General features: G+C 65.5%; 17 protein-coding genes. 11 read left to right on the plus strand and 6 right to left on the minus strand.

Annotation, left to right across the window (positions count from 1 at the left end; all coding sequences use genetic code 11):
* Nucleotides 1-360 precede the first annotated feature (360 nt).
* The 9 genes from QCE62_RS08850 (at nucleotide 361) to QCE62_RS08890 (ending at nucleotide 11,255) form a co-directional block, all read left to right on the plus strand.
* On the plus strand, nucleotides 361-2,865 hold the full coding sequence (locus QCE62_RS08850) for an acyl-CoA dehydrogenase (protein WP_409017814.1): 2,505 nt from the start codon (nucleotides 361-363) through the stop codon (nucleotides 2,863-2,865).
* Nucleotides 2,866-2,931: 66 nt separating this feature from the next.
* Nucleotides 2,932-4,368 carry a 3-oxoacyl-ACP reductase gene (locus QCE62_RS08855; RefSeq protein ID WP_309916708.1) on the plus strand — a complete coding sequence of 479 codons (1,437 nt, stop codon included), beginning with the start codon at nucleotides 2,932-2,934 and terminating at the stop codon, nucleotides 4,366-4,368.
* Nucleotides 4,369-4,382: 14 nt separating this feature from the next.
* On the plus strand, nucleotides 4,383-5,282 hold the full coding sequence (locus QCE62_RS08860; RefSeq protein ID WP_309916712.1) for a MaoC/PaaZ C-terminal domain-containing protein: 900 nt from the start codon (nucleotides 4,383-4,385) through the stop codon (nucleotides 5,280-5,282).
* Nucleotides 5,279-6,574, plus strand: coding sequence for an acetyl-CoA C-acetyltransferase (locus tag QCE62_RS08865; RefSeq protein ID WP_309916715.1), 1,296 nt, complete (start codon nucleotides 5,279-5,281; stop codon nucleotides 6,572-6,574). The genes QCE62_RS08860 and QCE62_RS08865 overlap by 4 nt, the downstream gene beginning before the upstream one ends.
* 75 nt (nucleotides 6,575-6,649) lie before the next feature.
* Complete coding sequence (locus QCE62_RS08870; RefSeq protein WP_309916718.1) at nucleotides 6,650-8,398, plus strand: AMP-binding protein; 1,749 nt, start codon at nucleotides 6,650-6,652, stop codon at nucleotides 8,396-8,398.
* Nucleotides 8,399-8,415: 17 nt separating this feature from the next.
* On the plus strand, nucleotides 8,416-9,327 hold the full coding sequence (locus tag QCE62_RS08875) for a DUF1571 domain-containing protein (protein ID WP_309916721.1): 912 nt from the start codon (nucleotides 8,416-8,418) through the stop codon (nucleotides 9,325-9,327).
* A 208-nt stretch (nucleotides 9,328-9,535) separates the two neighbouring features.
* Nucleotides 9,536-9,778, plus strand: a complete 243-nt coding sequence (locus QCE62_RS08880; RefSeq protein ID WP_309916724.1) for a hypothetical protein — start codon at nucleotides 9,536-9,538, stop codon at nucleotides 9,776-9,778.
* Between the two features lie 90 nt (nucleotides 9,779-9,868).
* Entirely contained in the window at nucleotides 9,869-10,657 is a 789-nt protein-coding gene (gene surE, locus QCE62_RS08885; RefSeq protein ID WP_309916727.1) for a 5'/3'-nucleotidase SurE, read from the plus strand.
* A 178-nt stretch (nucleotides 10,658-10,835) separates the two neighbouring features.
* The gene (locus QCE62_RS08890) at nucleotides 10,836-11,255 is read left to right on the plus strand and encodes a DUF2147 domain-containing protein (RefSeq protein WP_309919746.1); all 420 of its coding nucleotides are present in this window, start codon (nucleotides 10,836-10,838) and stop codon (nucleotides 11,253-11,255) included.
* Between the two features lie 18 nt (nucleotides 11,256-11,273).
* On the opposite strand, the gene QCE62_RS08895 is transcribed toward QCE62_RS08890, so the two are convergent.
* The 5 genes from QCE62_RS08895 to QCE62_RS08915 form a co-directional block, all read right to left on the minus strand.
* On the minus strand, nucleotides 11,274-11,663 hold the full coding sequence (locus QCE62_RS08895; protein ID WP_309916730.1) for a transposase: 390 nt from the start codon (nucleotides 11,661-11,663) through the stop codon (nucleotides 11,274-11,276).
* 141 nt (nucleotides 11,664-11,804) lie between these two features.
* On the minus strand, nucleotides 11,805-12,902 hold the full coding sequence (gene zapE, locus QCE62_RS08900) for a cell division protein ZapE (RefSeq protein WP_309916733.1): 1,098 nt from the start codon (nucleotides 12,900-12,902) through the stop codon (nucleotides 11,805-11,807).
* Nucleotides 12,903-13,006: 104 nt separating this feature from the next.
* On the minus strand, nucleotides 13,007-14,437 hold the full coding sequence (gene lpdA, locus QCE62_RS08905; protein WP_309916736.1) for a dihydrolipoyl dehydrogenase: 1,431 nt from the start codon (nucleotides 14,435-14,437) through the stop codon (nucleotides 13,007-13,009).
* Nucleotides 14,438-14,527: 90 nt separating this feature from the next.
* Complete coding sequence (gene odhB, locus QCE62_RS08910; protein ID WP_309916739.1) at nucleotides 14,528-15,829, minus strand: 2-oxoglutarate dehydrogenase complex dihydrolipoyllysine-residue succinyltransferase; 1,302 nt, start codon at nucleotides 15,827-15,829, stop codon at nucleotides 14,528-14,530.
* Between the two features lie 84 nt (nucleotides 15,830-15,913).
* Nucleotides 15,914-18,778 (minus strand): 2-oxoglutarate dehydrogenase E1 component, encoded by a 2,865-nt coding sequence (locus QCE62_RS08915; protein ID WP_309916743.1) that lies wholly within the window; start codon nucleotides 18,776-18,778, stop codon nucleotides 15,914-15,916.
* Nucleotides 18,779-19,206: 428 nt separating this feature from the next.
* Here QCE62_RS08915 and QCE62_RS08920 point away from each other — a divergent pair, with 428 nt between their 5' ends.
* Entirely contained in the window at nucleotides 19,207-19,746 is a 540-nt protein-coding gene (locus tag QCE62_RS08920) for a hypothetical protein (protein WP_309916746.1), read from the plus strand.
* A gap of 134 nt (nucleotides 19,747-19,880) precedes the next feature.
* Here the strand turns inward: QCE62_RS08920 and typA are convergent, their stop codons facing one another.
* A complete protein-coding gene (gene typA / locus QCE62_RS08925; RefSeq protein ID WP_309808573.1) occupies nucleotides 19,881-21,707 on the minus strand; it encodes a translational GTPase TypA in 1,827 nt (608 codons plus the stop codon).
* A 407-nt stretch (nucleotides 21,708-22,114) separates the two neighbouring features.
* Here typA and QCE62_RS08930 point away from each other — a divergent pair, with 407 nt between their 5' ends.
* Nucleotides 22,115-22,630 (plus strand): MarR family transcriptional regulator, encoded by a 516-nt coding sequence (locus tag QCE62_RS08930; protein ID WP_309808575.1) that lies wholly within the window; start codon nucleotides 22,115-22,117, stop codon nucleotides 22,628-22,630.
* The last annotated feature ends 64 nt before the right edge of the window (nucleotides 22,631-22,694 follow it).

Here is a 22,694-nt window from a genome sequence, read left to right on the forward strand (position 1 = left end):
GAGTTGTGACTGGCTGTGGTGAACTCCGGCAAGATGAACCCACAGCGCCCTTTTGATCCCCGCTCCGCGCGGGGATCGATATCGACCGGTGGCACACCGGCCTTCCAGGCCATGCGCAGGACCGAACCCACCCATTCTTGCTCGCCCGGTCCCAACTCGAAACGCGAAATTTCCCCATTTTGAGTTTTTCAGAGTTATCGCAGCTGGAGCGGCATAGCTCCCGATCAAGCCTCTGCCTGACCGCTGGCCTCCAGGCCGTTCATCTGTTTAGAGGCACGCATCAAGACGTACGGCACATGACGTGCTGCGTCAATGACATGGACAGCCTCGCGCTCGAGGCTTCGGGTCTGGGAGGCCGTGATGCTGGCTCCGTACGTCGTCATCTTCCTGCTGCTTGCCGGCGCGCTGGCGTTCTGCCGGGCACCCGCGCTTGCGTGGCTCGCGGCACTCGCACTCTGGGTCGGCGCGGGCCCCTTGACCGGCGTGACGGGAATGGCGGCAGCGGCATTGCTGGCCATCGTCTTCGTGCTGCCCGCAGTGCTGCTGGCGATCCGCCCGCTGCGCCGCGCGTTGCTCAGCCGGCGCGTGTTCGCCCTGTTCCGCCGCATCCTGCCGGAGATGTCCTCGACCGAGCGCGACGCCATCGAAGCCGGCACGGTCTGGTGGGACGCCGAGCTGTTCTCCGGACGCCCGCACTGGGATGCGTTGCTCGCGCACGGCGCGCCGACGCTCACGCCGGAGGAACGCAGCTTCATCGACAACGAATGCGCGCGGCTGTGCGAGCTCGCCAACGACTGGGACACCACAGCGGTCTGGCAGGACCTGTCGCCGCAGGCATGGCGCTACGTGAAGGAGCAAGGCTTCCTCGGCATGATCATTCCAAAGCGCTACGGCGGAAAGGCCTTCTCGGCGTATGCGCATTCGCAGGTCATCATGAAGCTGTCGACGCACTCATCGGCGGCCGCCGTCTCCGTGATGGTCCCGAACTCGCTCGGTCCCGCCGAACTGCTGCTGCACTACGGCACCGAGGAACAGAAGAACCACTATCTGCCGCGGCTCGCGCGCGGGGAAGAGATTCCCTGCTTCGCGCTGACGAGCCCCTACGCCGGCTCCGATGCAGCCGCGATTCCCGATGTCGGCATCGTGTGCCGCGGGCTGCACGAAGGACGCGAGACGCTCGGTTTCCGCGTCACCTGGAACAAGCGCTACATCACGTTAGGCCCGATCGCCACTGTGCTCGGCCTCGCGTTCCGCGCGCTCGACCCGGAGCATCTGCTCGGCCCTGACGACGCGCCCGGCATCACCTGCGCGCTGATCCCGACGCGGCATCCGGGCGTGCATATCGGCCGGCGCCACTGGCCGTTGAACGCGGTCTTCCAGAACGGCCCGAACTGGGGCACCGACGTCTTCATCCCCCTCGACTGGGTCATCGGCGGCCGCGCGCAAGTGGGCCGCGGCTGGCGCATGTTGATGGAATGCCTGGCCGCGGGCCGGGCGATCTCGCTGCCGTCGTCGAATGTCGGCATGGCCAAGCTCGCGGTGCGCGGCACCGGCGCGTACGCAGCGGCGCGGCGCCAGTTCCGCACGCCGGTTGGACGCTTCGAGGGCATCCAGGAAGCGCTCGGCCGCATGGGCGGCAATCTCTACGTCATGGACGCCGCGCGCCGCCTGTCGGCGCAGGCGGTGGATCTCGGCGAAAAACCGTCGGTCATCTCCGCGATCGCGAAATTCCACATCACCGAGCGCGCCCGCAAGGTCATCAACGACGGCATGGACGTCGTCGCGGGCAAGGGCATCTGCATGGGGCCGTCCAACTTCCTGGCGCGCGCCTACCAGCAGATGCCGATCTCGATCACCGTCGAAGGCGCGAACATCCTGACGCGCTGCCTGATCATCTTCGGCCAGGGGGCGATCCGCTGCCATCCCTACGTGCTCAAGGAAATGGCCGCGGCGCGCGAGGCCGATCACGCACGTGCGCTGCACGCGTTCGACGACGCCTTCTTCGGCCACGCGAGCTTCCTCGCGTCCAACGCGCTGCGCAGTCTGGTGTACGCGTGCGGCGGCGGCGCGCTGATCCGCCGGCCGGCGCGTGCCGATGCGCGTCTCGCGCCGTACTATCGCGCGGCGACCCGGCTGTCGACCGCCTTCGCGTTGTGCGCCGATGTCTCCATGCTCGTGCTGGGCGGCGAACTGAAGCGGCGCGAGCGTCTGTCCGCGCGGCTGGGCGACATCCTGTCGCAACTCTATCTCGTCTCCGCGACGCTCAAGCGTTTCGAGGACGAGGGCCGTCAGGAAAGCGACCTGCCGCTGGTGCGCTGGGGCGTCGAGGACGCGCTGCATCAGGCGTGCATGGCGTTCGACGGCCTGCTCGCCAACACGCCCAACCGCCCGGCTGCCGTGTTGCTGCGTACGCTGGCGTTCCCGTTCGGCCTGCCGCACGGACCCTGCGCCGATGCCCTCGGCAACGAAGTCGCGCGCCTGCTGCAAACGCCGGGCGAGGCGCGCGAGCGGCTGGTCGCGGGTGCGCACGTTTCGCCGAACGAGCACGATCCGATCGCGCGCGGCGAGAAACTGCTGGCGCTGACGCCCGCTGTCGCCGCCCTCGAAACCCGTCTGCGAGATGCCGTGAAAGCCGGCCAGATTGCCCCGCTGCCGCAGAGCCCGGACGCCGTCGAGGAGTGGGCGCGGAACACCGCGGCGCGCGGCCTCATCGATGCGGGCGAGCGGCGGCTGCTGGCCGAATGGGCCGTCCATGCGCGCGAAGCCGTGAAAGTCGATGATTTTTCTGCAGACTTCGGTATCCTCGAAGCATTGCAGAAACGTCGCGAGGCGCTCGAACAGCAGGCGCCCGAGACGATCGCCTGAACTGCGGCCCGTGCCCGTCGATCCTGGAGACCTCCTCCGCGCCGCCCGACGACCGAACGCCAATCGATGAAAGACCGCTACCTCGACTTCGTCAATTCGCCTTTCGGCACGAGCATTGCCCGCTCGCTCGGGCTGCCGCGTCCCTCCATGCTGCGCCGCCTCCGCCCCGGTGAGCCCGAATTCCACGGCCTCGCTGCAATTGGCGCGGGGCCGTCGCCCGCTCTCTTCGACGCCCTGATGAACGTGCTCGCCGCGCTCGGCATGACGGGCGTCGCGCACGCTAGCGCGGCCGGCTGGCTGCCGGTCGCCGCACGCCACGGCGCGATGAGCGGACGCTTCGAGCCGCGCCCAAGCGGCGCGCACGACAATGACCGCGTGCAGGCCTTGATCTTCGACGCGACCGGCATCGGGGACAGCAGCGAGCTTCACGCGCCGTATGCCTTCTTCCACGACGCGCTGCGCTCGCTTGCGAAAAGCGGACGCATCGTCGTGCTGGGGCGGCCGCCCGGGACCTGCGCGAACGTCGCCGCCGCCACCGCGCAACATGCGCTGGAAGGCCTGGTGCGCTCGCTCGGCAAGGAGGCGCGCAACGGCATCACGTCGAACCTGCTGCGCGTGGCCGAAGGTGCGGACCTCGAAGCCGCGCTGCGCTTCTTTCTCTCGCCGCGCTCTGCTTATGTGTCGGGGCAAGTGGTCACGCTCGAGACATCGTCCAACCCTTCCGTCGCACCTGTCGACTGGAGCCAACCGCTTGCGGGCCGGCGCGCGCTGGTGACGGGCGCGGCGCGCGGCATCGGCGCGGCGATCGCCGCGGTGCTGGCCGGACATGGCGCGATCGTCACCGGGCTCGATGTCGAGGCCGCCCGCGACGCGCTCGACCAGACCATGCTGTCGATCGAGGACGCATCGCCCTCGGGCGGCGCCCATGCGGCGCTCATGGCGGACATCGCCGCGCCCGAAGCGCCCGCGGCCATCGCCGCCGCGCTGCGAGCCGCGGGCGGCATCGACATCGTCGTGCACAACGCGGGCATCACGCGCGACAAGACCATTGCGCGCATGAGCGCGGAACTGTGGGACAGCGTGATCGACATCAACCTGCTGGCGCAGGCGCGCATCGACGAGGCGCTGCTCGCCGGGAACGTCCTGCAGCATGGCGGACGCATCGTCGCGGTGTCGTCGATCAGCGGCATCGCGGGCAATCGCGGCCAGACCAACTACGCGACCTCGAAAGCCGGCGTGATCGGCCGCGTGCATGCGCTGGCGCCGCACCTTCGCGCGCGCGGCATCACGATCAACGCCGTGGCGCCGGGCTTCATCGAAACGCACATGACCGCGCGCATGCCGTTCGGCGTGCGCGAGGCGGGCCGGCGGCTCAACTCGATGGGCCAAGGCGGCCTGCCCGTCGATGTCGCCGAGACCGTCGCCTGGCTCGCGAGCCCGGGCAGCGCGGGCACCACGGGCAACGTGGTCCGCGTGTGCGGCCAGAGCCTGATCGGCGCGTGAGGAGCCCGCCCGCCATGCACGCACCAACCCTGCCGCGCGCCCGCACCGTCGTCGTCGAGAGCTTGCCGCCGCCCGCCCGGCTCTACGGCCGCGCGCTGCCGGGATTGTTCCGGCGCGGCCACGCGCCGCAACTGCCCGCCATCCGGCTGGTGCGGCCCGACGTCAAGCTCGACCCCGAGGCCATCGGCCGTTATGCGCGCGTCTGCGGCTTCATTCCCGAGCAGGGCGTGCCGCTCACCTTTCCGCACGTGCTGGCGTTTCCGCTGCATCTGATGATGCTGACCGATCCGTCGTTTCCGTGGTCCGCGCTCGGCGTCGTGCATCTCTCGAATCGCGTGCACCTGCGCCGTCCGCTGATGGCGGGACAGGCGCTGCGCATCGAAGTCGAATGCGGGCCGCTGATGCCGCATCAGAAAGGTCAGGCCTTCACGCTGCACACACGCATTTTCCGGCGCGGCGAAGCTGTCTGGGATGGCGACAGCGTCTACCTGAAGCGCGGCGTGCGCAGCGCGAGCGCCCCTGATGCGCCGGATGCGGTCGCGGCAGTCGCCCGCCCGCTGCTTGCACGCGAGGCGCGCTGGCAACTGCCGCCGCAACTGGGCCGCGACTACGCGAAAGCATCCGGCGACTTCAATCCGATCCATCTGCACATGCTGACGGCGAAGGCGTTCGGCTTTCCGCGCGCGATCGCGCACGGCATGTGGACGCTGGCGCGCACGCTCGCGGCGTTGCATCCGGTCAAGGCGCTGGCGGCCGGCCACGCGCACGGCGATTTCAAGACGCCGCTGTACCTGCCCGGCGAAGCGACGCTGTGGAGCGCGGCGCCCTCGTCCGTCGCACGCGATTTCGAAGTGCGCGATATCGCAGGCGACGTTCCGCACCTGCGCGGCCACTTCGAATGGGAGCTGCCATGAATGCCGTGCGCCGTGTCGCGATCATCGGCAGCAACCGGATTCCGTTTGCGCGCGCGAACACGGCATATGCGAACGCGTCGAATCAGGACATGCTGAGCTTCGCGCTGCAAGGGCTCGTCGATCGCTTCGACCTGCACGGCATGCGCGCAGGCGAAGTAGCCGCGGGTGCCGTCGTCAAGCATTCGCGCGACTTCAACCTGACGCGCGAGGCAGCGCTCTCGACCACGCTCGCGCGGGAAACGCCCGCCTACGACGTGCAGCAGGCCTGCGGCACCGGCCTCGAAACGGCGATCCTGGTCGCCAACAAGATCGCCCTCGGGCAGATCGAGATGGGCATCGCGGGCGGTGTCGATACGGCCTCCGACGCGCCCATCGCCGTGAACGAACGGATGCGGCGGATCCTGCTCGAAGCGCATCGCGGGCGTTCGGCGGCACAGCGCGTCGGCGCACTCGCGAAGCTTCGGCCCGGCATGTTCTTCAAGCCGCAATTGCCGCGCAACGCGGAGCCGCGCACCGGACTCTCGATGGGCGAGCACTGCGAGCTGATGGCCAAGCGCTGGAAGATTTCGCGTGAGGCCCAGGACGCGCTCGCACTGGAAAGCCACATGAAGCTGGCCGCTGCCTATGCGCACGGATTCTTCAACGACCTGATGACGCCCTACAAGGGACTCACGCAGGACAACACGCTGCGGCCCGACCTGTCGTCCGACCGGCTCGCGCAACTGAAGCCTGTCTTCGACCGCGACGCCGGCACGCTCACCGCGGGCAATTCGACGCCGCTCACCGACGGCGCCTCGGCGGTGCTGCTCGCGTCCGAGCAGTGGGCCGCGGAGCGCGGGCTGCCGGTGCAGGCGTTCCTGAGCTTTTCGGCGACGGCGGCCGTCGATTTCTTCGACCAGCGCGAAGGCCTGCTGATGGCGCCCGCCTACGCAGTGCCGACGATGCTGGCGCGCGCCGGCCTCACGCTGCAGGACTTCGACTTCTACGAGATTCACGAAGCCTTCGCCGCGCAAGTGCTGTCTACGCTCGCCGCATGGGAAGACGACGAATACTGCCGCACCGCGCTGGGCCTGGACGGCCCGCTAAGCGCGCTTCCGCGCGAGCGTCTCAACGTGAACGGCGGCTCGCTTGCGACCGGCCATCCATTCGCGGCGACGGGCGGACGCATCGTGGGCACGCTCGCGAAGATGCTGGCCCACGCGCCGCCGCGTGCCGATGGCCAGCCGCTGCGCGGCCTGATCTCGATTTGCGCGGCGGGCGGCCAGGGCATCGTGGCGATACTGGAGCGTTGAGCGGCACGCAGCAGAAGCACCAGCAGCAGTAAAAATAAAAGGCGCGGCGGGTCAGGCGCGCCAACGGAGACACGCATGAGCCCGGGACACGCAGGGCCGCGCGCGGCGTTCGAGCCGCACGCGACGGACGGCATCTGGTACGCGTCGTATCCGCCGGACGTGGCGCGCGAGATCGATCCCGAACGCTATCGCTCGCTCGCGCATTTCTTCGACGACTGCGTCGCGCGCTTTCGCGATCACATCGCCTTCGTGAGCCTCGGCTCCGAGATGAGCTTCGCGACCCTCGGCGCGCACGCGCATTCGTTCGCGTCGTATCTGCAAGGCATCGGCGTGAAGCCCGGCGATCGCGTCGCGCTGATGATGCCCAATACCCTCGCCTATCCCGTCACGCTCTTCGGCACGCTGCTCGCGGGCGCAATCGTCGTCAACGTCAATCCGCTCTATACCGTGCGCGAGCTCGGTCATCAACTGAAGGACAGCGGCGCGCAAACGGTCGTCGTGTTCGAGAACTTCGCGAAGACCGTGCAGGACGCGCAGCCGGGGACGCGCGTGCGCAATGTCGTCGTGACCGGCATCGGCGATCTGCTCGGCGGCGGCCTCAATCTCAAGGGCCGCGTGCTCGATCTCATCCTCCGGCATGTCAGGAAACAGGTGCCCGCCTACGTCCTGCCCGATGCCGTGCGCCTGCCGCAGGCGCTCGCGCGCGGCACGCGGCGCCGCTTCGAACCCGTGCGCGTGGGTCTCGGCGACATCGCGTTCATCCAGTACACGGGCGGCACCACCGGCACCGCGAAGGGCGCGATGCTCACGCATCGCAACGTGATCGCCAACCTGCTGCAGGCACTCGGCTGGGCGCGCAGCCGGCTCGTCGACGGGCGCGAGATCGTCGTCACGCCCTTGCCGCTCTATCACATCTATTCGCTGACGGTGAACGCGCTGACCTTCCTCGCAATCGGCGCGCGCAACGTGCTGATCGTCAATCCGCGCGACCTGCATGCGCTGATGCGCGCGCTGCGGCACGAAGACTTCACGGCCATTACCGCGCTCAATACGCTCTACAGCGCGCTGCTCGACAACGACGAGTTTCGCCGCCGTGACTTCTCCTCGCTCAAGCTCGCGATGGCCGGCGGCATGGCGACGCAGCGCACCGTAGCCACGCGCTTCAAGGAACTGACGGGACAGACGCTCATCGAAGGCTATGGCCTGACCGAATGCGCGCCGCTCGTCTGCGCCACGCCGCTCGATGCGCACGGCAGTCATGCATTCGACGGCACCATCGGGCTGCCGGTGGCCTCCACGCTCGTGCGTCTGCGCCGCGAGGACGGCATGTGGGCGGCAGTCGATGAAGCGGGTGAACTCTGCGTGCACGGCCCGCAGGTGATGAAAGGCTACTGGAACCGGCCGGAAGACACCGCGAAAGTCATCGACGCCGACGGCTGGCTCGCCACCGGCGATATCGGCGTGATGGATGCGCGCGGCTTCATCCGTCTCATCGACCGCAAGAAGGACATGATGATCGTGTCGGGCTTCAACGTGTATCCGAACGAGATCGAGGACGTGCTCGCCGCGCATCCGAAGGTGCGCGCGGTGGCGGCGGTCGGCGTGCCGGACCCGGTGACCGGCGAACGCGTGAAGGTGTTCGTCGTGAAGCGCGATGCATCGCTGACGATGGAAGAACTGGTGAAGTTCGCCCGTTTACACCTGACCGGCTACAAGGTGCCCGCCTTCGTCGAGTTCCGCGACGCGCTGCCGCAGACGACCATCGGCAAGGTGTTGCGGCGCGAATTGCGCGAAAGCAACGCACCGACGAACCCGCCGGACTGATCATCGGAGAGAACCTGATGCCGCACACGCGACGCCGTGGCGCTTCGACCTTGCGAAACGCCTGCGCCGCGCTTCAGGCGTGTGCGATTTTCGCGGGCGCAACCGTGCCCTCGCTTGCCTATGCCCAACTGCCTGAGGCGCCGCCAGTTGCGTCCGCCGCGCTGCCCGCGAATCTCGACGCAGCCGCGCAAGCACAGTGGCTCGCGCAGGCGGCATCGACCGGCGCACTCGCGAGGCTCGACGATGCCCAGCTCGTCGCGTTGTTCCGCGCGCTCGATCCGGGCGCGCTGCCGCGCTATCTGGAGCAAGGCTTGAGCGCCTTCGCGTCCTACGAGTTCACGATGGTGCGGCGCGAGCGCATCAAGGGCGTGTGGCCGAAGCGCGCCGATCACATGCTCGTGCGGGTGACGCGCGAACCGTTGCGCATCTATGCGCGCTGGCTGCCCGACGGCGCGCACGCGGGCCAGGAAATCATCTATGACGACTCGAAACGTCCCGACCAGCTCTACGGCCATCTGGGCGGCTTCCTGGGCGTGCTGCCGATCTGGACTTCGGTGAACGGCGCGCTCGCGCGTTCGCAGTCGAACCATTCGATCCGCGAACTGGGCGTCGAGGCGATCACCCGGCGTTTCATCGACGAGGGACAGCGCTTTGCGGAAGCGGGCATCACGCAGCCGGCGGATATCGAAGTGAAGACCGTGCGCGGCGTGCGCGTGGTGGCGCTCACCTACGAAACGCCGACCGGTCAGCCGGCGTTCTATGCGAAAAAGGAAGTGCTCGGCCTCGATCTCGAGCGCCCGTTCTTCCGCTCGCTCGAATCCTTCGACAACGACGGCGAAATTTTTGAAAGCGTGGTGTTCGAGCGCGTCGAGCCCATGACGTTCGACGACCTCACGTTCGACCCGAAAAACCCCGACTATCGCTTCTGAGCGCGACGCTTGCGAGGCGGCGCAATGTTCGCGCGAGACGTGACATTCACTGTAACAACTGCGGCGGTCATGGAGCGCGATTTTTAAGTCTCGCCTAAGTGTCGGCCGATAACCTGCGCGCATTCCATCGACATCAAAGCACGCGCTACACCCCGGTATCGCCAGGGCCAAGGCGCCGCACATCGTCATGCACACTTGAGGAAATACAATGAACTTCGTCCGTCCGGCTTCGGCTCCCGTGCGAGCCATCAAGCGGCTCCTCAGCCATCACGAAATCGCCACGCTGCTCCTGCTGCTGCACGCGCCCATCGATGTCATGGCGGCCACGCCCGATGTCGCCTCGCTGCAGGAATACGGCTATGTCGAGATCGTGTCGCCGGACGCGAGCGGTCCCAAGGTGCGCCTGACCGAAAACGGCAACGCTGTCCTGCGCGGCCTGGGCGTCAAGTAAGCCCGTTGTATCAGGGACGCGAAGACCCCGTCATTCGAACTCTGCAATAATCGGTCGATCCCTTTCACCATCGACCAGGAGTGATTCGCGATGTCCGCCTCTTCGCCCATCTTGCAACGCGTGCTCATCACCAACGACGACGGCATCGACGCCCCCGGACTGGCCGTCCTCGAGGCCGTGGCGTCCGAACTCGGGCACGAGGTCTGGGTGGTCGCGCCGGAGCACGACCAGAGCGGCACCTCGCATTCCATCAGCCTGCATTCGCCGCTGCGCGTGTCGCGCCGGAGCGAGCGGCGCTTCGGCGTGCAGGGCACGCCCGGCGACTGTGTCGTGATGGCCGCGCGCCACCTCATGAAGGACGCGCCGCCCACGCTCGTGCTGTCCGGCATCAATCGCGGCGCGAACCTCGGTGTGGAGACGATGTTCTCGGGCACCGTGGGCGCCGCGATGACGGGCTTGCTGCTCGGCTTGCCTTCCATTGCGCTCAGCCAGACCTTTCGCGATCGCGACAACGTCCGCTGGGACACGGCGCGCATGCTCGCGCCCGGCGTGATCCGGCAGTTGCTGGCGATCTCGCACGACGCGCCCACCTGCCTGAACGTCAACTTCCCCGACTGCGATGCCTCCGCCGCCGGACCGCTCACGGTCACGCGCCAGGGCGTGGGTCTGGTCGAGGGCATCGACGTGGTCGCCGAGGTGGATCCGCGTGGCATCGACTATCACTGGCTGCGCTTCCAGCGCGGCCCGCGTCCGAATTCGCCCGACAGCGAGACCGCGGTAGTGGGTTCCGGGCGTGTCGCGGTGACGCCGCTGCACTTCGATCGCACTGACGAGCGCACCTTCGCCACGCTTCAGGCGGGACTGGCGTGCAAGGGCTAAGGCGCACCCGCGCGAGGGCGACTAGAAGCTTCCCTCTCGAATCCGCGAGTCGCTTTCCCGTATGCTGAGCCGGTCCGGCGGCGGCATGCGCGTGCCCGGCCGGCCACAATCAAAATCAGAACAAGGAGGCAACATGAGCCGTTTCATCAGTCCGCGCGGCGTGCGTCCCCTGCTCGGCATGCTGTGCGCGATGCTGGCCGCCAGCGCGTTTGCGCAGAACGCCACGCCGGTCGGCACCTGGCAAACCATCGACGATCAAAGCGGCAAGCCGAAGGCGATCATCCAGATTGTCGACGAAGGCAACGGCCAGCTGTCCGGCAAGGTAGTGCGCGGCATCGGCGAATTCGATCAACCGGACAAGCGCTGCACCGCCTGCACCGACGAGCGCCGCGATCAGCTGATCAAGGGCATGACGATCATCACGGGCATGCGTCAGGACGGCGACACGTGGGACGGCGGCCATATCCTCGATCCCGAGAACGGCAAGCTGTACAAGTGCAAGATGAAGCTCGACGACAACGGCCAGAAACTGGTGGTGCGCGGGTTCATCGGCGTGTCGCTGCTGGGTCGTTCACAGACCTGGCTGCGGCAGCAGTAAAGCCGACGGGCGGCGGGCTCAAGCCGCCTGCCGTTCCGCCACTTCGGCCTGCACCTCTTCGAGCACACACGAAGCCGTGTGTTCGAATTCCGCGGGCACGCGCATGCGCGACATCATCAGCGTGTACAGCGACTCACCCGATGGCCCGAACAACTGCGTCATCACGCGCAACAGCACACCTGATTCATACCAGGCCTTGAAACGCCGATGACACGTCTGATACGACGGGTACTTGCGCGGCAACGTGGACCACGACGCGCCGCTGTACATCACCCACAACACGCCATTGAGCACCGCGCGCGTATTGGCGAGCGGCCGGCCACGCAACTCCGAGCGCGGCCGTAGTTCGGGGAGCAGCGGCGCCACCATCTGCCATTCATCGTCGGACATATCGCGGTAGGGCTTCACGTTCATCTCTCCAATCGCTGACTGATAACCGGGATCGACAATACCGAGTCCCTGCCAGCCCGCACATCAGAGTGATCCGAATCTTGAAAATGCCCTCTAGCCTTACGCCGTTTGGACGGTCGTCCTTCGCCTGTTCTCTTATTAATTGAATGTAATATCCGCGACCCGGCGTGGCGCTTCGAGGTATTCCTTCGACTGCATTTCGACGATCCGCGAAACAGTGCGCGTGAATTCGTTCGCCATCGGTCCTTCGACGTAAAGCTCCTCCGCAGGCACCGCGGCGGACATCAGCAGCTTGACCTTGTGGTCATAGAACACGTCGATGAGCCAGGTGAAGCGGCGCGCTTCCGAGGCCATGCGCGGACTCATTTGCGGAACGTCGGACAGGATCACCGCGTGGAACCGGTTCGCCAGTTCGAGGTAGTCGTTCTGCGAGCGCGGACCGCCGCACAGCGTCGCGAAGTCGAACCAGACGACACCATCCGCGCGACGCAGCGCCTTGATCTCGCGCTTCTCGATGTGCAGGATCGGACTTTCGTCGGGCACCGCCGCGAGCTTCGCGAAGTCGGCGCGCAGCGCCTCGCTCGCCGCCGCGCCGAGCGGCGTGTGATACGCCTTCACCTGCGACAGCGTGCGCTTGCGGTAGTCGGTGCCGGCATCGACGTTGAGCACGTCGAGATGCTCCTTGAGCAACTCGATGGCCGGCAGCAGGCGGTCGCGATGCAGCCCTTCCGGGTACAGGGTGTCCGGCTCGTAGTTGGACGTCATCACGAACTGCACGCCCGCCTTGAAGAGGCGGTCCAGCAGGCGATAAAGGATCATCGCGTCGGCGATGTCGGACACGTGGAACTCGTCGAAGCAGATCAGCCGATAGCGCTTCGCAATGCGTTTCGCGACTTCGTCGAGCGGATCGGCCTGGCCTTTCAGCTCTTCCAGCTGGCGATGCACCTCGCGCATGAACTCGTGAAAATGCAGGCGCGTCTTGCGCTGCACCGGCACGACCGCATAGAAGCTGTCCATCAGGAAGCTCTTGCCGCGCCCGACGCCACCCCACAGATACGCGCCGCGCGGCAACTCCGGGCGCACCAGGAACTTCTTCAGCGCGTTCGAGCGGCGCGCCTTGTAGGCGACCCATTCGTCATAGCAGCGTTGCAGGCGCGCGACCGCCGCGAGCTGGGCCTCGTCCGATTGATAACCCCGCGTGCGCAGTTCGTTTTCGTAGTATTCGGTGACGTTCATGATGCCGCGTCTGTGCGTCGATGACGTTGAAAATGACGAAGGCGAGCGGTTTGATCCGCTCGCCTTCGTTGCGATGCCTTGCGTATTGCCCGAAGCCGAGCTGCTTACATGTTCAGCGCGCGCTTGTCGACGGCGAGCGCCGCTTCACGCATCACTTCCGACAGCGACGGATGCGGATGGCAGATCCGGCCGATGTCTTCCGAGGCTGCCTTGAACTCCATCGCCACGACCGCTTCCGCGATCAGGTCCGACGCGTCCGCCGCAATCACGTGCACGCCGAGGATCTCGTCGGTCTTCGCGTCCGCGATCATCTTGACGAAGCCTTCCGCACGGCCAATACCCAGCGCGCGGCCGTTGGCCATCATCGGGAACTGGCCGGTCTTGATCTCGCGGCCTTCGGCCTTGAGCTGCTGTTCCGTCTTGCCGACCCACGCAATTTCCGGTTCCGTGTAGATGACCCACGGCACGCAGTTGTAGTCGATATGCGGCTTCTGACCGTCGATGATCTCCGCCACCGCCACGCCTTCGTCTTCCGCCTTGTGCGCGAGCATCGGGCCGCGCACCACGTCGCCGATCGCGTAGACGCCCGGCACGCTGGTCGCGCAGTGATCGTCCACGTCGATGAAGCCGCGCTCGTTGGCCTTCAGGCCGATGGCTTCCAGACCGAGGTTGTCGGTATTCGGCACGCGGCCGATCGACACGATCAGGCGATCCGCTTCCAGCTCTTTCGCATTGCCCGCGTTGTCCGTGTAGGCGATCGACACGCCCGCGTCCGACGTCTTCACTTCGCCGATCTTCACGCCGAGGTGAATGTCCAGACCCTGCTTCTTGAACTGCTTGGCGGCTTCCTTCGCCAGCGCTTCGTCTGCTGCGCCAAGGAATTGCGGCAGTGCTTCGAGCACCGTCACGTCCGCGCCCAGGCGGCGCCACACCGAACCGAGTTCCAGACCGATCACGCCCGCGCCGATCACGGCGAGCTTCTTCGGCACGGCGTCGAACGACAGCGCGCCTTCGTTGTCGGCGACGATCTTGTTGTCGACCGGAATGTTCGGCAGATGACGCGCCTTCGAACCCGTCGCGATGATCACGTTCTTTGCCGTGACGACTTCCGTCTCGCCTTCGCCCGACACTTCGATCTGCACGCCGGCGTCGTTCTTGCCGGTGAACTTGCCATGGCCCTTGAGCCAGGTGATCTTGTTCTTGCGGAACAGGAATTCGATGCCCTTGGTCATCTTCTCGACGATGCCGTCCTTGCGGGCGAGCATCTTCGAAACATCGAGCTTCACGTCCGACACGGTGATGCCGTGATCGGCCAGATGCTTCGACGTGTTTTCGAACTCCTCCGACGACGCCAGCAGCGCCTTCGACGGAATGCAGCCCACGTTGAGGCAGGTGCCACCGAGCTTCAATGCGCCCGCCGGGTTCTTCCACTTCTCGATACACGCAACCGTCTTGCCGAGTTGCGCTGCGCGAATCGCCGCGATATAGCCGCCCGGGCCCGCGCCGATCACGACGACATCAAATTCCTTGGACATGACTTTCCTTGATCGTGACTCCGCTCTTGCGGAGACGCCTTTCCGAAGGCGCGCGCGAGCCTATCGCGCGCGCCCGAAGGCACTGGGTTCTTACAGGTCCAGCAGCAGACGGGCCGGATCTTCCAGCGCGTCCTTCATCGCGACCAGCGACAGCACGGCTTCGCGGCCGTCGATGATGCGGTGGTCGTACGACATGGCGAGATAGTTCATCGGACGGATGACGATCTGGCCGTTCTCCACGACCGCGCGTTCCTTCGTCGCGTGCACGCCGAGAATGGCCGACTGCGGCGGGTTGATGATCGGTGTCGAGAGCATGGAGCCGAACACGCCGCCGTTCGAGATGGAGAACGTGCCGCCCGTCATTTCCTCGATGGACAGCTTGCCGTCCTTGGCCTTCTGGCCGAATTCGGCGATCTTCTTCTCGATGTCGGCGAGGCTCATCTGGTCTGCATTGCGCAGGATGGGCACCACGAGGCCGCGCGGCGAACCGACCGCGATACCGATGTCGAAGTAGCCGTGATAGACGATGTCGTTACCGTCGATCGACGCGTTCACGAGCGGGAACTTCTTCAGCGCGTGCACGGCAGCCTTCACGAAGAACGACATGAAGCCGAGCTTCACGCCGTGTTCCTTTTCGAAGCGGTCCTTGTACTTGTTGCGCAGCTCCATGACCGGCGCCATGTTGACTTCGTTGAACGTCGTCAGGATGGCGTTGGTCTGCTGCGACTCGAGCAGACGCTCGGCGATACGCGCGCGCAGACGCGACATCGGCACGCGTTGTTCCGGACGGTCCTTGAGCCACTGGTCGGCCGAACCGGGTGCGCTGACTTGCGGCAGAGCCGGCTTCGCGGCCTTTGCAGGCGCCGCAGCGGGAGCCGGAGCGGCAGCCTTCGCAGCGGGTGCGCCCGCTTGTGCGGCGAGTGCGTCGCCCTTCGTGATGCGGCCGTCGCGGCCCGAGCCCGACACCTGATCCGCCGACACGCCCTTCTCGGCCAGGATCTTGGTCGCAGCCGGCGATGCGGCGCCGCCCGTCGATGCGCCGGCGGCAGCAGCCGGAGCCGATGCCGTGGCGGCAGCCGGTTCGGCTTGCGGCGCGGGCTTCACTTCGGCGTCGCCGGCAGCGGCGGCGGCGGGTGCTTCGCCGGCCTTCGCTTCGGTGTCGATCTTCGCGATGATTTCGTCGGCGGTGACGATGTCGCCGTCATGCTTGATCACTTGCGCGAGCACGCCGGCCGACGGCGCGGGCACTTCGAGCACGACCTTGTCGGTCTCGATTTCGATGAGGATTTCGTCCTGGGCGACAGCCTCGCCCGGCTTCTTCTTCCACTGCAGCATGGTGGCTTCCGAGACCGACTCGGAAAGCTGGGGAACCTTGACTTCTACGATAGCCATTTCTGTATTGTCCTGATGCGTGTTCGTGTGTGTTCGAGCGAAGAACCGGCGAGCGTGCGCTCAGCCGGTTCCTTCAAGCGATGCTTACTTCGCGATGACCTGCGCGCCCTTCAGGCGGCCGAACGCGCCTTCCACGAGCGCCTTCTGCTGCTCGTAGTGCTTCGCGTAGTAGCCGACCGCGGGCGAGGCCGAAGCCGGACGGCCGCTGTAGGCGAGCTTCATGCCTTCGCGCATGCCTTCGCGCAGATGGTGCTCGATGTAGAACCAGGCGCCCTGGTTCTGCGGCTCGTCCTGCACCCACACGACTTCCGTCGCGTTCTCGTACTTCTTGAGTTCCGCGTCGAACTGCTTGTGCGCGAACGGATACAGCTGTTCGATCCGGACGATCGCGACGTCGTTCGCCTTCGCTTCACGGCGATGCGCGACGATGTCGTAATACACGCGGCCCGAGCAGCAGACCACGCGCTTGACCTTCTTCGGCTCGATGCTCTCGTCCACTTCGCCGATGACCGGCTGGAACGAACCCTTCGCCAGTTCCGACAGGTCCGACACCGCTTCCTTGTGACGCAGCAGCGACTTCGGCGTGGCGATGATCAGCGGCTTGCGGAACAGGCGGATCATCTGACGGCGCAGCAAGTGGAAGATCTGTGCCGGCGTCGTGGGCTGGACCACTTGCATGTTGTGGTCCGCGCACAGTTGCAGGAAGCGCTCGATACGCGCCGACGAGTGCTCCGGACCCTGGCCTTCATAGCCGTGCGGCAGCAGCATCGTGAGGCCCGAGACACGGCCCCACTTCACTTCGCCCGACGAGATGAACTGGTCGATCACGACCTGCGCGCCGTTCACGAAGTCGCCGAACTGCGCTTCCCACGCGACGAACGTGTTCGGCTCGGCGGTCGAATAGCCATACTCGAAGCCGAGCACGGCTTCTTCGGACAGCACGGAGTCGATCACCGTGAACTTGGCCTGGCCTTCCGCGATGTTCTGCAGCGGAATGTACGTGCCGTCGTTCCAGCGCTCGCGGTTCTGGTCGTGCAGCACCGCGTGACGGTGCGTGAAGGTGCCGCGGCCCGAGTCCTGGCCGGTCAGACGCACGGCGTAACCCGATGCCACCAGCGACGCGAACGCGAGATGCTCGCCCATGCCCCAGTCGAGCTTGGCTTCGCCGAGCCCCATGGCACGGCGGTCGTTGATGACACGCTCGACCAGCGGGTGAACCTTGAAGTTTTCCGGAATCGTCGTGATGCGCTCGGCCAGACGCTTGAGTTCAGCGAGCGGCACGGCGGTGTCGGCCGCGTCGGTCCACTTGCGGTTCAGGAACGGCACCCAGTCCACCGCGTACTTGCTCTTGTAGTTCGAGAGCACCGGATCCACCGTGTGATGGCCTTCGTCCATCGCCTGGCGGTATTCCTTGACGAAGTTGTCCGCGTCCGCTGCCGTGATGACGCCTTGCTGCACCAGCTTCTCGGCGTAGACCGCGCGCGTGCCCGGATGCTTCGCGATGGTCTTGTACATCAGCGGCTGCGTGACCGCCGGCGTGTCCTGCTCGTTGTGACCCAGCTTGCGGAAGCAGATGATGTCGACGACCACGTCCTTGTGGAACTTCATGCGGAAGTCGATGGCCAGCTGCGTAGCCAGCACGACCGCTTCCGGGTCGTCGCCGTTCACGTGCAGCACCGGCGCTTCGATCATCTTGACCACGTCCGAGCAATACAGCGTGGAGCGCGCATCGCGCGGGTCCGACGTCGTGAAGCCGATCTGGTTGTTGATGACGATATGCAGCGTGCCGTGCGTGCCATAGCCGCGCGTCTGCGCGAGGTTCAGCGTTTCCATCACGACGCCCTGGCCGGCGAATGCGGCGTCGCCGTGCACTTGCACCGGCAGCACCTGCAGGCCTTCGTCGTCGCCGCGGCGGTCCATACGGGCCTTCGCCGAACCTTCGACCACCGGGTTCACGATTTCCAGGTGCGACGGGTTGAATGCGAGCGACAGGTGGACCGGGCCGCCTTCGGTGGAGACGTCCGACGAGAAGCCCTTGTGGTACTTCACGTCGCCGGCCGGCAAGTCATCGACGTGCTTGCCTTCGAATTCGGCGAACAGGTCCGCCGGCATCTTGCCGAGCGTGTTGACCAGCACGTTCAGACGGCCGCGGTGAGCCATGGCGATGACGATTTCCTGCACGCCGCTCTTGCCGCCGTGACGCACGACTTCGTCCATCGACGCGATGAAGCTCTCGCCGCCTTCCAGCGAGAAGCGCTTCTGGCCAACGTACTTGGTGTGCAGGAAGCGCTCGAGGCCTTCGGCGGCCGTCAGGCGGTTCAGGATGTGCTTCTTCTTGTCGTTCGAGAAGTTGGGCGTGGAGCGGATGGATTCCAGCTTTTCCTTCCACCAGCGCTTCTGTTCCGGGTCGCTGATGTACATGTACTCGGCGCCGATCGTGCCGCAGTACGTGTCGCGCAACGCCTTGACGATGTCGCGCAGCGAAGCCTGCTCGAAACCGAAGTACAGGTTGGTCGCGTTGAACACCTGGTCCATGTCGGCTTCGGTGAAGTCGTAGAAACCGGGTTCGAGTTCGGGAATGGCGGGACGCTCGCGGCGCTTGAGCGGGTCGAGATTGGCCCACTGAGAACCGAGGAAGCGATAGGCGCCGATCAGCGACTGGACGTAGACCTGCTTGCGCGCAGTGGTGAGGTCGCCGGTGCTGGCGCTTTCGCGCGGCAGGAAGGCATTGGCCTTCGCGCGCTGGGCGAAGGATTCGACGATGGGGCCGTGAGCCACGTCGTTGTGCGCCGTGCCGTCGGAGGCGGGCACGTTCTGCAACGCGTCGAAATAGGCGCGCCAGGTCTCGGGCACTGACGCAGGATTATCGAGATATTGCTCGTACAACTCTTCGACGTACGGAGCATTACCGCCGAACAGATAAGAGTTCGACTGGAATTGCTTCATCATTTTACGCTCACCTTTCTTCGAGTTTCTCGAGGAAGTGCGGGTTACAAAACCTTCCGCGCCACGGCCTGACCGTTTAGCGGATTGCGCGAATCAAGTCTGCTTGGAAGGACCTAATAGCACTAGCTAATCTGAGAAGCATAGCACAGAACACCATTGCTCTGAAGTTCAGGAAGCCCGCAAACGCTTGTCCCATGCCGACGACCGGGATTGCAAGCGGCACTTTGCCGTCGCGCGCCGCGGGTTTCGACGCACGCTGAAGCGCGCGGCGCGGTATCCGATTGACACCGCGACCGACCTCACGCTTTGCACACTGCATTACCCGAGCGAACTACGTCGCGACGGGTCGGAACGCGGCAAGGATCGGACATTCCGAACCGTGGCGCTTTCGGATCGCAACCCAACGCACGCAATGTGCTTCAGGAGTGAATATGCTATCCAGCTTCAATTTTTCAAACGCTTCGTCCCAGTCTTATCAGGGCATGTCGGGCGCGCCTCTCGCGCCGCGGGTCGTCACCACCCGATCGGGTACCACGCAGTCGTCTTCCGACACCGGCAGCAACTACTCGACCTCGTCCTCCTCGTCGGTCAGCGCGCCGCCGACTCCTTATCCATTGACGCCGACCGCTTTCTACGGCTCGGACTCCAACACGGACGAGTTCTCGTCGATGATGAACGACCCGAATGTGGTGGCCCAGATGCGGGACGCAGCGGTGGACCGGGCGGGGCAGATTCTCGCGGCACAGGGTGCGCAGCAGGTCGCACCGCAGATCGTGCAGCCGCAGATTGTTCAACCGCAGATCGTTCAACCGCAGATCGTCCAGCCGCAGGACACGCAGGCTCAGGCTCCCGCCGAGCAGCAAACCCAGGGACCGCTGACGGCAGCGCTCCATGATGTGGCGAACTTCGGACAACACGTCCTGCAAACTGCTCTTCAGCCCCTTGCCGGTCTTGCTGATCTGGTGAAATAACCCGCCGTGCGATAGCTCAGGCAAGAAGCGATTGCCCAGGCTTCGCGCCTGAGACAAAAAAACCCGGCGGTGCATGACGCACCGCCGGGTTTTTCATGACTCGCTACGCGCCGCAAACCGCGACGCGCGTCCTGTTACTCAGCGTTGGCTTCGCGGCTGGCGCGGCGACGCTCGTGTTCCTTCAAGTGACGCTTGCGCAGACGGATGTTCTGCGGCGTCACTTCGACCAGCTCGTCATCGTCGATGAATTCGACCGCGTACTCCAGCGACATCGAGATGGGCGGCACGAGGCGCACGGCTTCGTCGGTGCCCGAGGCGCGCACGTTGGTCAGCTGCTTGCCCTTGATCGGGTTCACGACGAGGTCGTTGTCGCGGCTGTGGATGCCGATGATCATGCCTTCATACAGCGCATCGCCCGGCGACACGAACATGCGGCCGCGATCCTGCAGCTTCCACAGTGCATAGGCGACAGCCGCGCCGTCGTCCTGCGAGATCAGCACGCCGTTGCGGCGCTCGCCCACCGAGCCTTCCTTCACGGGCGCATACGAATCGAACGTGTGGCTCATCAGGCCCGTGCCGCGCGTGAGCGTCAGGAACTCGCTCTGGAAGCCGATCAGGCCGCGCGCCGAAATCTTGTACTCGAGACGCGTGCGGCCGCGGCCGTCCGACGTCATGTCGAGCATTTCGCCCTTGCGACGGCCCAGCTCTTCCATCACGCCGCCCTGATGCTGGTCTTCGATATCCACCGTCAGGTTTTCATACGGCTCGCACTTCACGCCGTCGATCTCCTGCAGCACCACGCGCGGACGCGACACCGCGAGCTCATAGCCTTCACGGCGCATGTTCTCGACCAGAATGGTCAAGTGCAGTTCGCCGCGGCCCGACACTTCGAACGTGGTTTCGTCGCCGGTGTCCTTCACGCGCAGCGCGACGTTGTGATTCAGTTCCTTCGTCAGACGGTCGCGAATCTGGCGGCTCGTCACGAACTTGCCTTCCTTGCCCGCGAGCGGCGACGAGTTCACGAGGAAGTTCATCGTCAGCGTGGGTTCGTCGACGGTGATCATCGGCAGCGCGTCGGGCTGTTCCGGCGAGCAGATGGTCACGCCAATGCCGATTTCCTCGATGCCGTTGATCAGCACGATGTCGCCGGCCTGCGCTTCCTCGACCTGCACGCGCTCGAGGCCGTGGAACGACAGCACCTGGTTGATCTTGCGGTTGAGGATCGCGCCGTCCGGACCCGAACGCACTGCTACCTGCATGCCGGGGCGGATGCGGCCGCGCGCCACGCGGCCCACGCCGATGCGGCCCACATACGAGTTGTAGTCAAGCGAGGTGATCTGGAGTTGCAGCGGGCCGTCCGGATCGGCCGGACGGACGGGAACGTGCTGAAGAATGGCTTCGAACAGCGGGCGCATCGTGCCTTCGCGCACTTCCGGATCCAGGCCGGCGTAGCCGTTCAGGCCCGACGCGTAGACGACCGGGAAGTCGAGCTGTTCTTCGGTGGCGCCAAGCTTGTCGAACAGGTCGAAGGTCTGGTTGATCACCCAGTCGATACGCGCGCCCGGACGGTCCACCTTGTTGATCACGACGATCGGCTTCAGGCCGAGCGCGAGCGCCTTCTTCGTGACGAAACGCGTCTGGGGCATCGGGCCTTCGACGGCGTCGACCAGCAGCAGCACGGAATCGACCATCGACAGCACGCGCTCCACTTCACCGCCGAAGTCCGCGTGTCCCGGCGTGTCGACGATATTGATGTGCGTGCCTTCGTATTCGACGGCGCAATTCTTGGCCAGAATCGTGATGCCGCGTTCCTTTTCGATGTCGTTCGAGTCCATGACCCGCTCGGCGACCTGCTGGTTTTCCCGGAACGTGCCCGACTGGCGGAGCAACTGGTCGACGAGCGTGGTCTTGCCGTGGTCGACGTGGGCAATGATGGCAATATTGCGGAGGGCGCGAGTCATATAGAGGTATCTTGGTTGTGCGCCGTCGAGCGAATCCCGAATCCCGTTCAAGGGATAGGCGAGACTTCTGTGCCCGGCAGCCCCTCAAGAACCGTCATGCAAGCATGACTTCGCGGGCTCGGCGCGGTGAGAACCGTAAATTATAGCACGCACAAATGTCGTTTCCTCGCAATGGGACGCAACCCGGGACGCAACCCGGGACGCAACCCGGGACGCAACCCGGGACGCAACCCGGGACGCAACCCGGGACGCAACCCGGGCCCGTTTGCCTGCCGCGCCCGCATGGCTGCCCCGCCACCTGAAGTCCCCACGACTGTTAAGCCTTTTCCGAAAACATTCTTGCAGCCCGGGAGACGCTTACTTATAATCCTGCCTAGTCAACTATTGCAAGCGCACCAAGTTTTCTCATGAGCGACGCCCCGAAATCCACCGCGATCAGCGAATACGTGCTCAACGAGAGCGTCGGGTATCTGATCGGCCGCGTGCGCTCGACCATGTGGAACATGGTCACGCAGCACACCACTTCCGAACTCAACATCACCGGCACGCAGGCCAGCATTCTCTTCATGCTGGCGGTCGGCAAGTGCGTGACGGCCGCCGATATCGCCCGCGAGTACGGCATCGACGCCAGCGCGGTCACGCGTCTGATCGACCGGCTGGAGAAGCGCGGACTGCTGTCGCGGGTACGCAGCGAGGAGGACCGGCGCGTCGTGCGGCTCGCGCTGACCGACGAAGGCCACGCCACCGCCGAGCGGGTGCCGGCCATCTTTACACGCGTGCTCGATCACCTGCTTACCGGCTTCACACCCGAGGAAGCGGGCTTCCTGAAAAGCATGCTCCGGCGCATCCTCGCGAACTCGTGCGACCCGTCGGTGGCCGGCCTGGCCTGCGCCACCGACCGCGCTGCCAGTTCCTTGCGATGACAAGCAAATCGCCGATCGTCAGCTTGCAAAATGATTGCAATGTCCATTATTGATGTTCATCTCG

It is taken from the genome of Caballeronia sp. LZ033 (assembly GCF_031451265.1).
GTDB lineage: Bacteria > Pseudomonadota > Gammaproteobacteria > Burkholderiales > Burkholderiaceae > Caballeronia.

Excerpts from the sequence above, each read along its gene's own strand:
- QCE62_RS08850 (WP_409017814.1), top strand. The coding sequence starts at position 361 with ATGCTGGCTCCGTACGTCGTCATCTTCCTGCTGCTTGCCGGCGCGCTG.
- QCE62_RS08855 (WP_309916708.1), top strand. The coding sequence starts at position 2,932 with ATGAAAGACCGCTACCTCGACTTCGTCAATTCGCCTTTCGGCACGAGC.
- QCE62_RS08860 (WP_309916712.1), top strand. The coding sequence starts at position 4,383 with ATGCACGCACCAACCCTGCCGCGCGCCCGCACCGTCGTCGTCGAGAGC.
- QCE62_RS08865 (WP_309916715.1), top strand. The coding sequence starts at position 5,279 with ATGAATGCCGTGCGCCGTGTCGCGATCATCGGCAGCAACCGGATTCCG.
- QCE62_RS08870 (WP_309916718.1), top strand. The coding sequence starts at position 6,650 with ATGAGCCCGGGACACGCAGGGCCGCGCGCGGCGTTCGAGCCGCACGCG.
- QCE62_RS08875 (WP_309916721.1), top strand. The coding sequence starts at position 8,416 with ATGCCGCACACGCGACGCCGTGGCGCTTCGACCTTGCGAAACGCCTGC.
- QCE62_RS08880 (WP_309916724.1), top strand. The coding sequence starts at position 9,536 with ATGAACTTCGTCCGTCCGGCTTCGGCTCCCGTGCGAGCCATCAAGCGG.
- surE (WP_309916727.1), top strand. The coding sequence starts at position 9,869 with ATGTCCGCCTCTTCGCCCATCTTGCAACGCGTGCTCATCACCAACGAC.
- QCE62_RS08890 (WP_309919746.1), top strand. The coding sequence starts at position 10,836 with ATGCTGTGCGCGATGCTGGCCGCCAGCGCGTTTGCGCAGAACGCCACG.
- zapE (WP_309916733.1), bottom strand. The coding sequence starts at position 12,902 with ATGAACGTCACCGAATACTACGAAAACGAACTGCGCACGCGGGGTTAT.
- lpdA (WP_309916736.1), bottom strand. The coding sequence starts at position 14,437 with ATGTCCAAGGAATTTGATGTCGTCGTGATCGGCGCGGGCCCGGGCGGC.
- odhB (WP_309916739.1), bottom strand. The coding sequence starts at position 15,829 with ATGGCTATCGTAGAAGTCAAGGTTCCCCAGCTTTCCGAGTCGGTCTCG.
- QCE62_RS08915 (WP_309916743.1), bottom strand. The coding sequence starts at position 18,778 with ATGATGAAGCAATTCCAGTCGAACTCTTATCTGTTCGGCGGTAATGCT.
- QCE62_RS08920 (WP_309916746.1), top strand. The coding sequence starts at position 19,207 with ATGCTATCCAGCTTCAATTTTTCAAACGCTTCGTCCCAGTCTTATCAG.
- typA (WP_309808573.1), bottom strand. The coding sequence starts at position 21,707 with ATGACTCGCGCCCTCCGCAATATTGCCATCATTGCCCACGTCGACCAC.
- QCE62_RS08930 (WP_309808575.1), top strand. The coding sequence starts at position 22,115 with ATGAGCGACGCCCCGAAATCCACCGCGATCAGCGAATACGTGCTCAAC.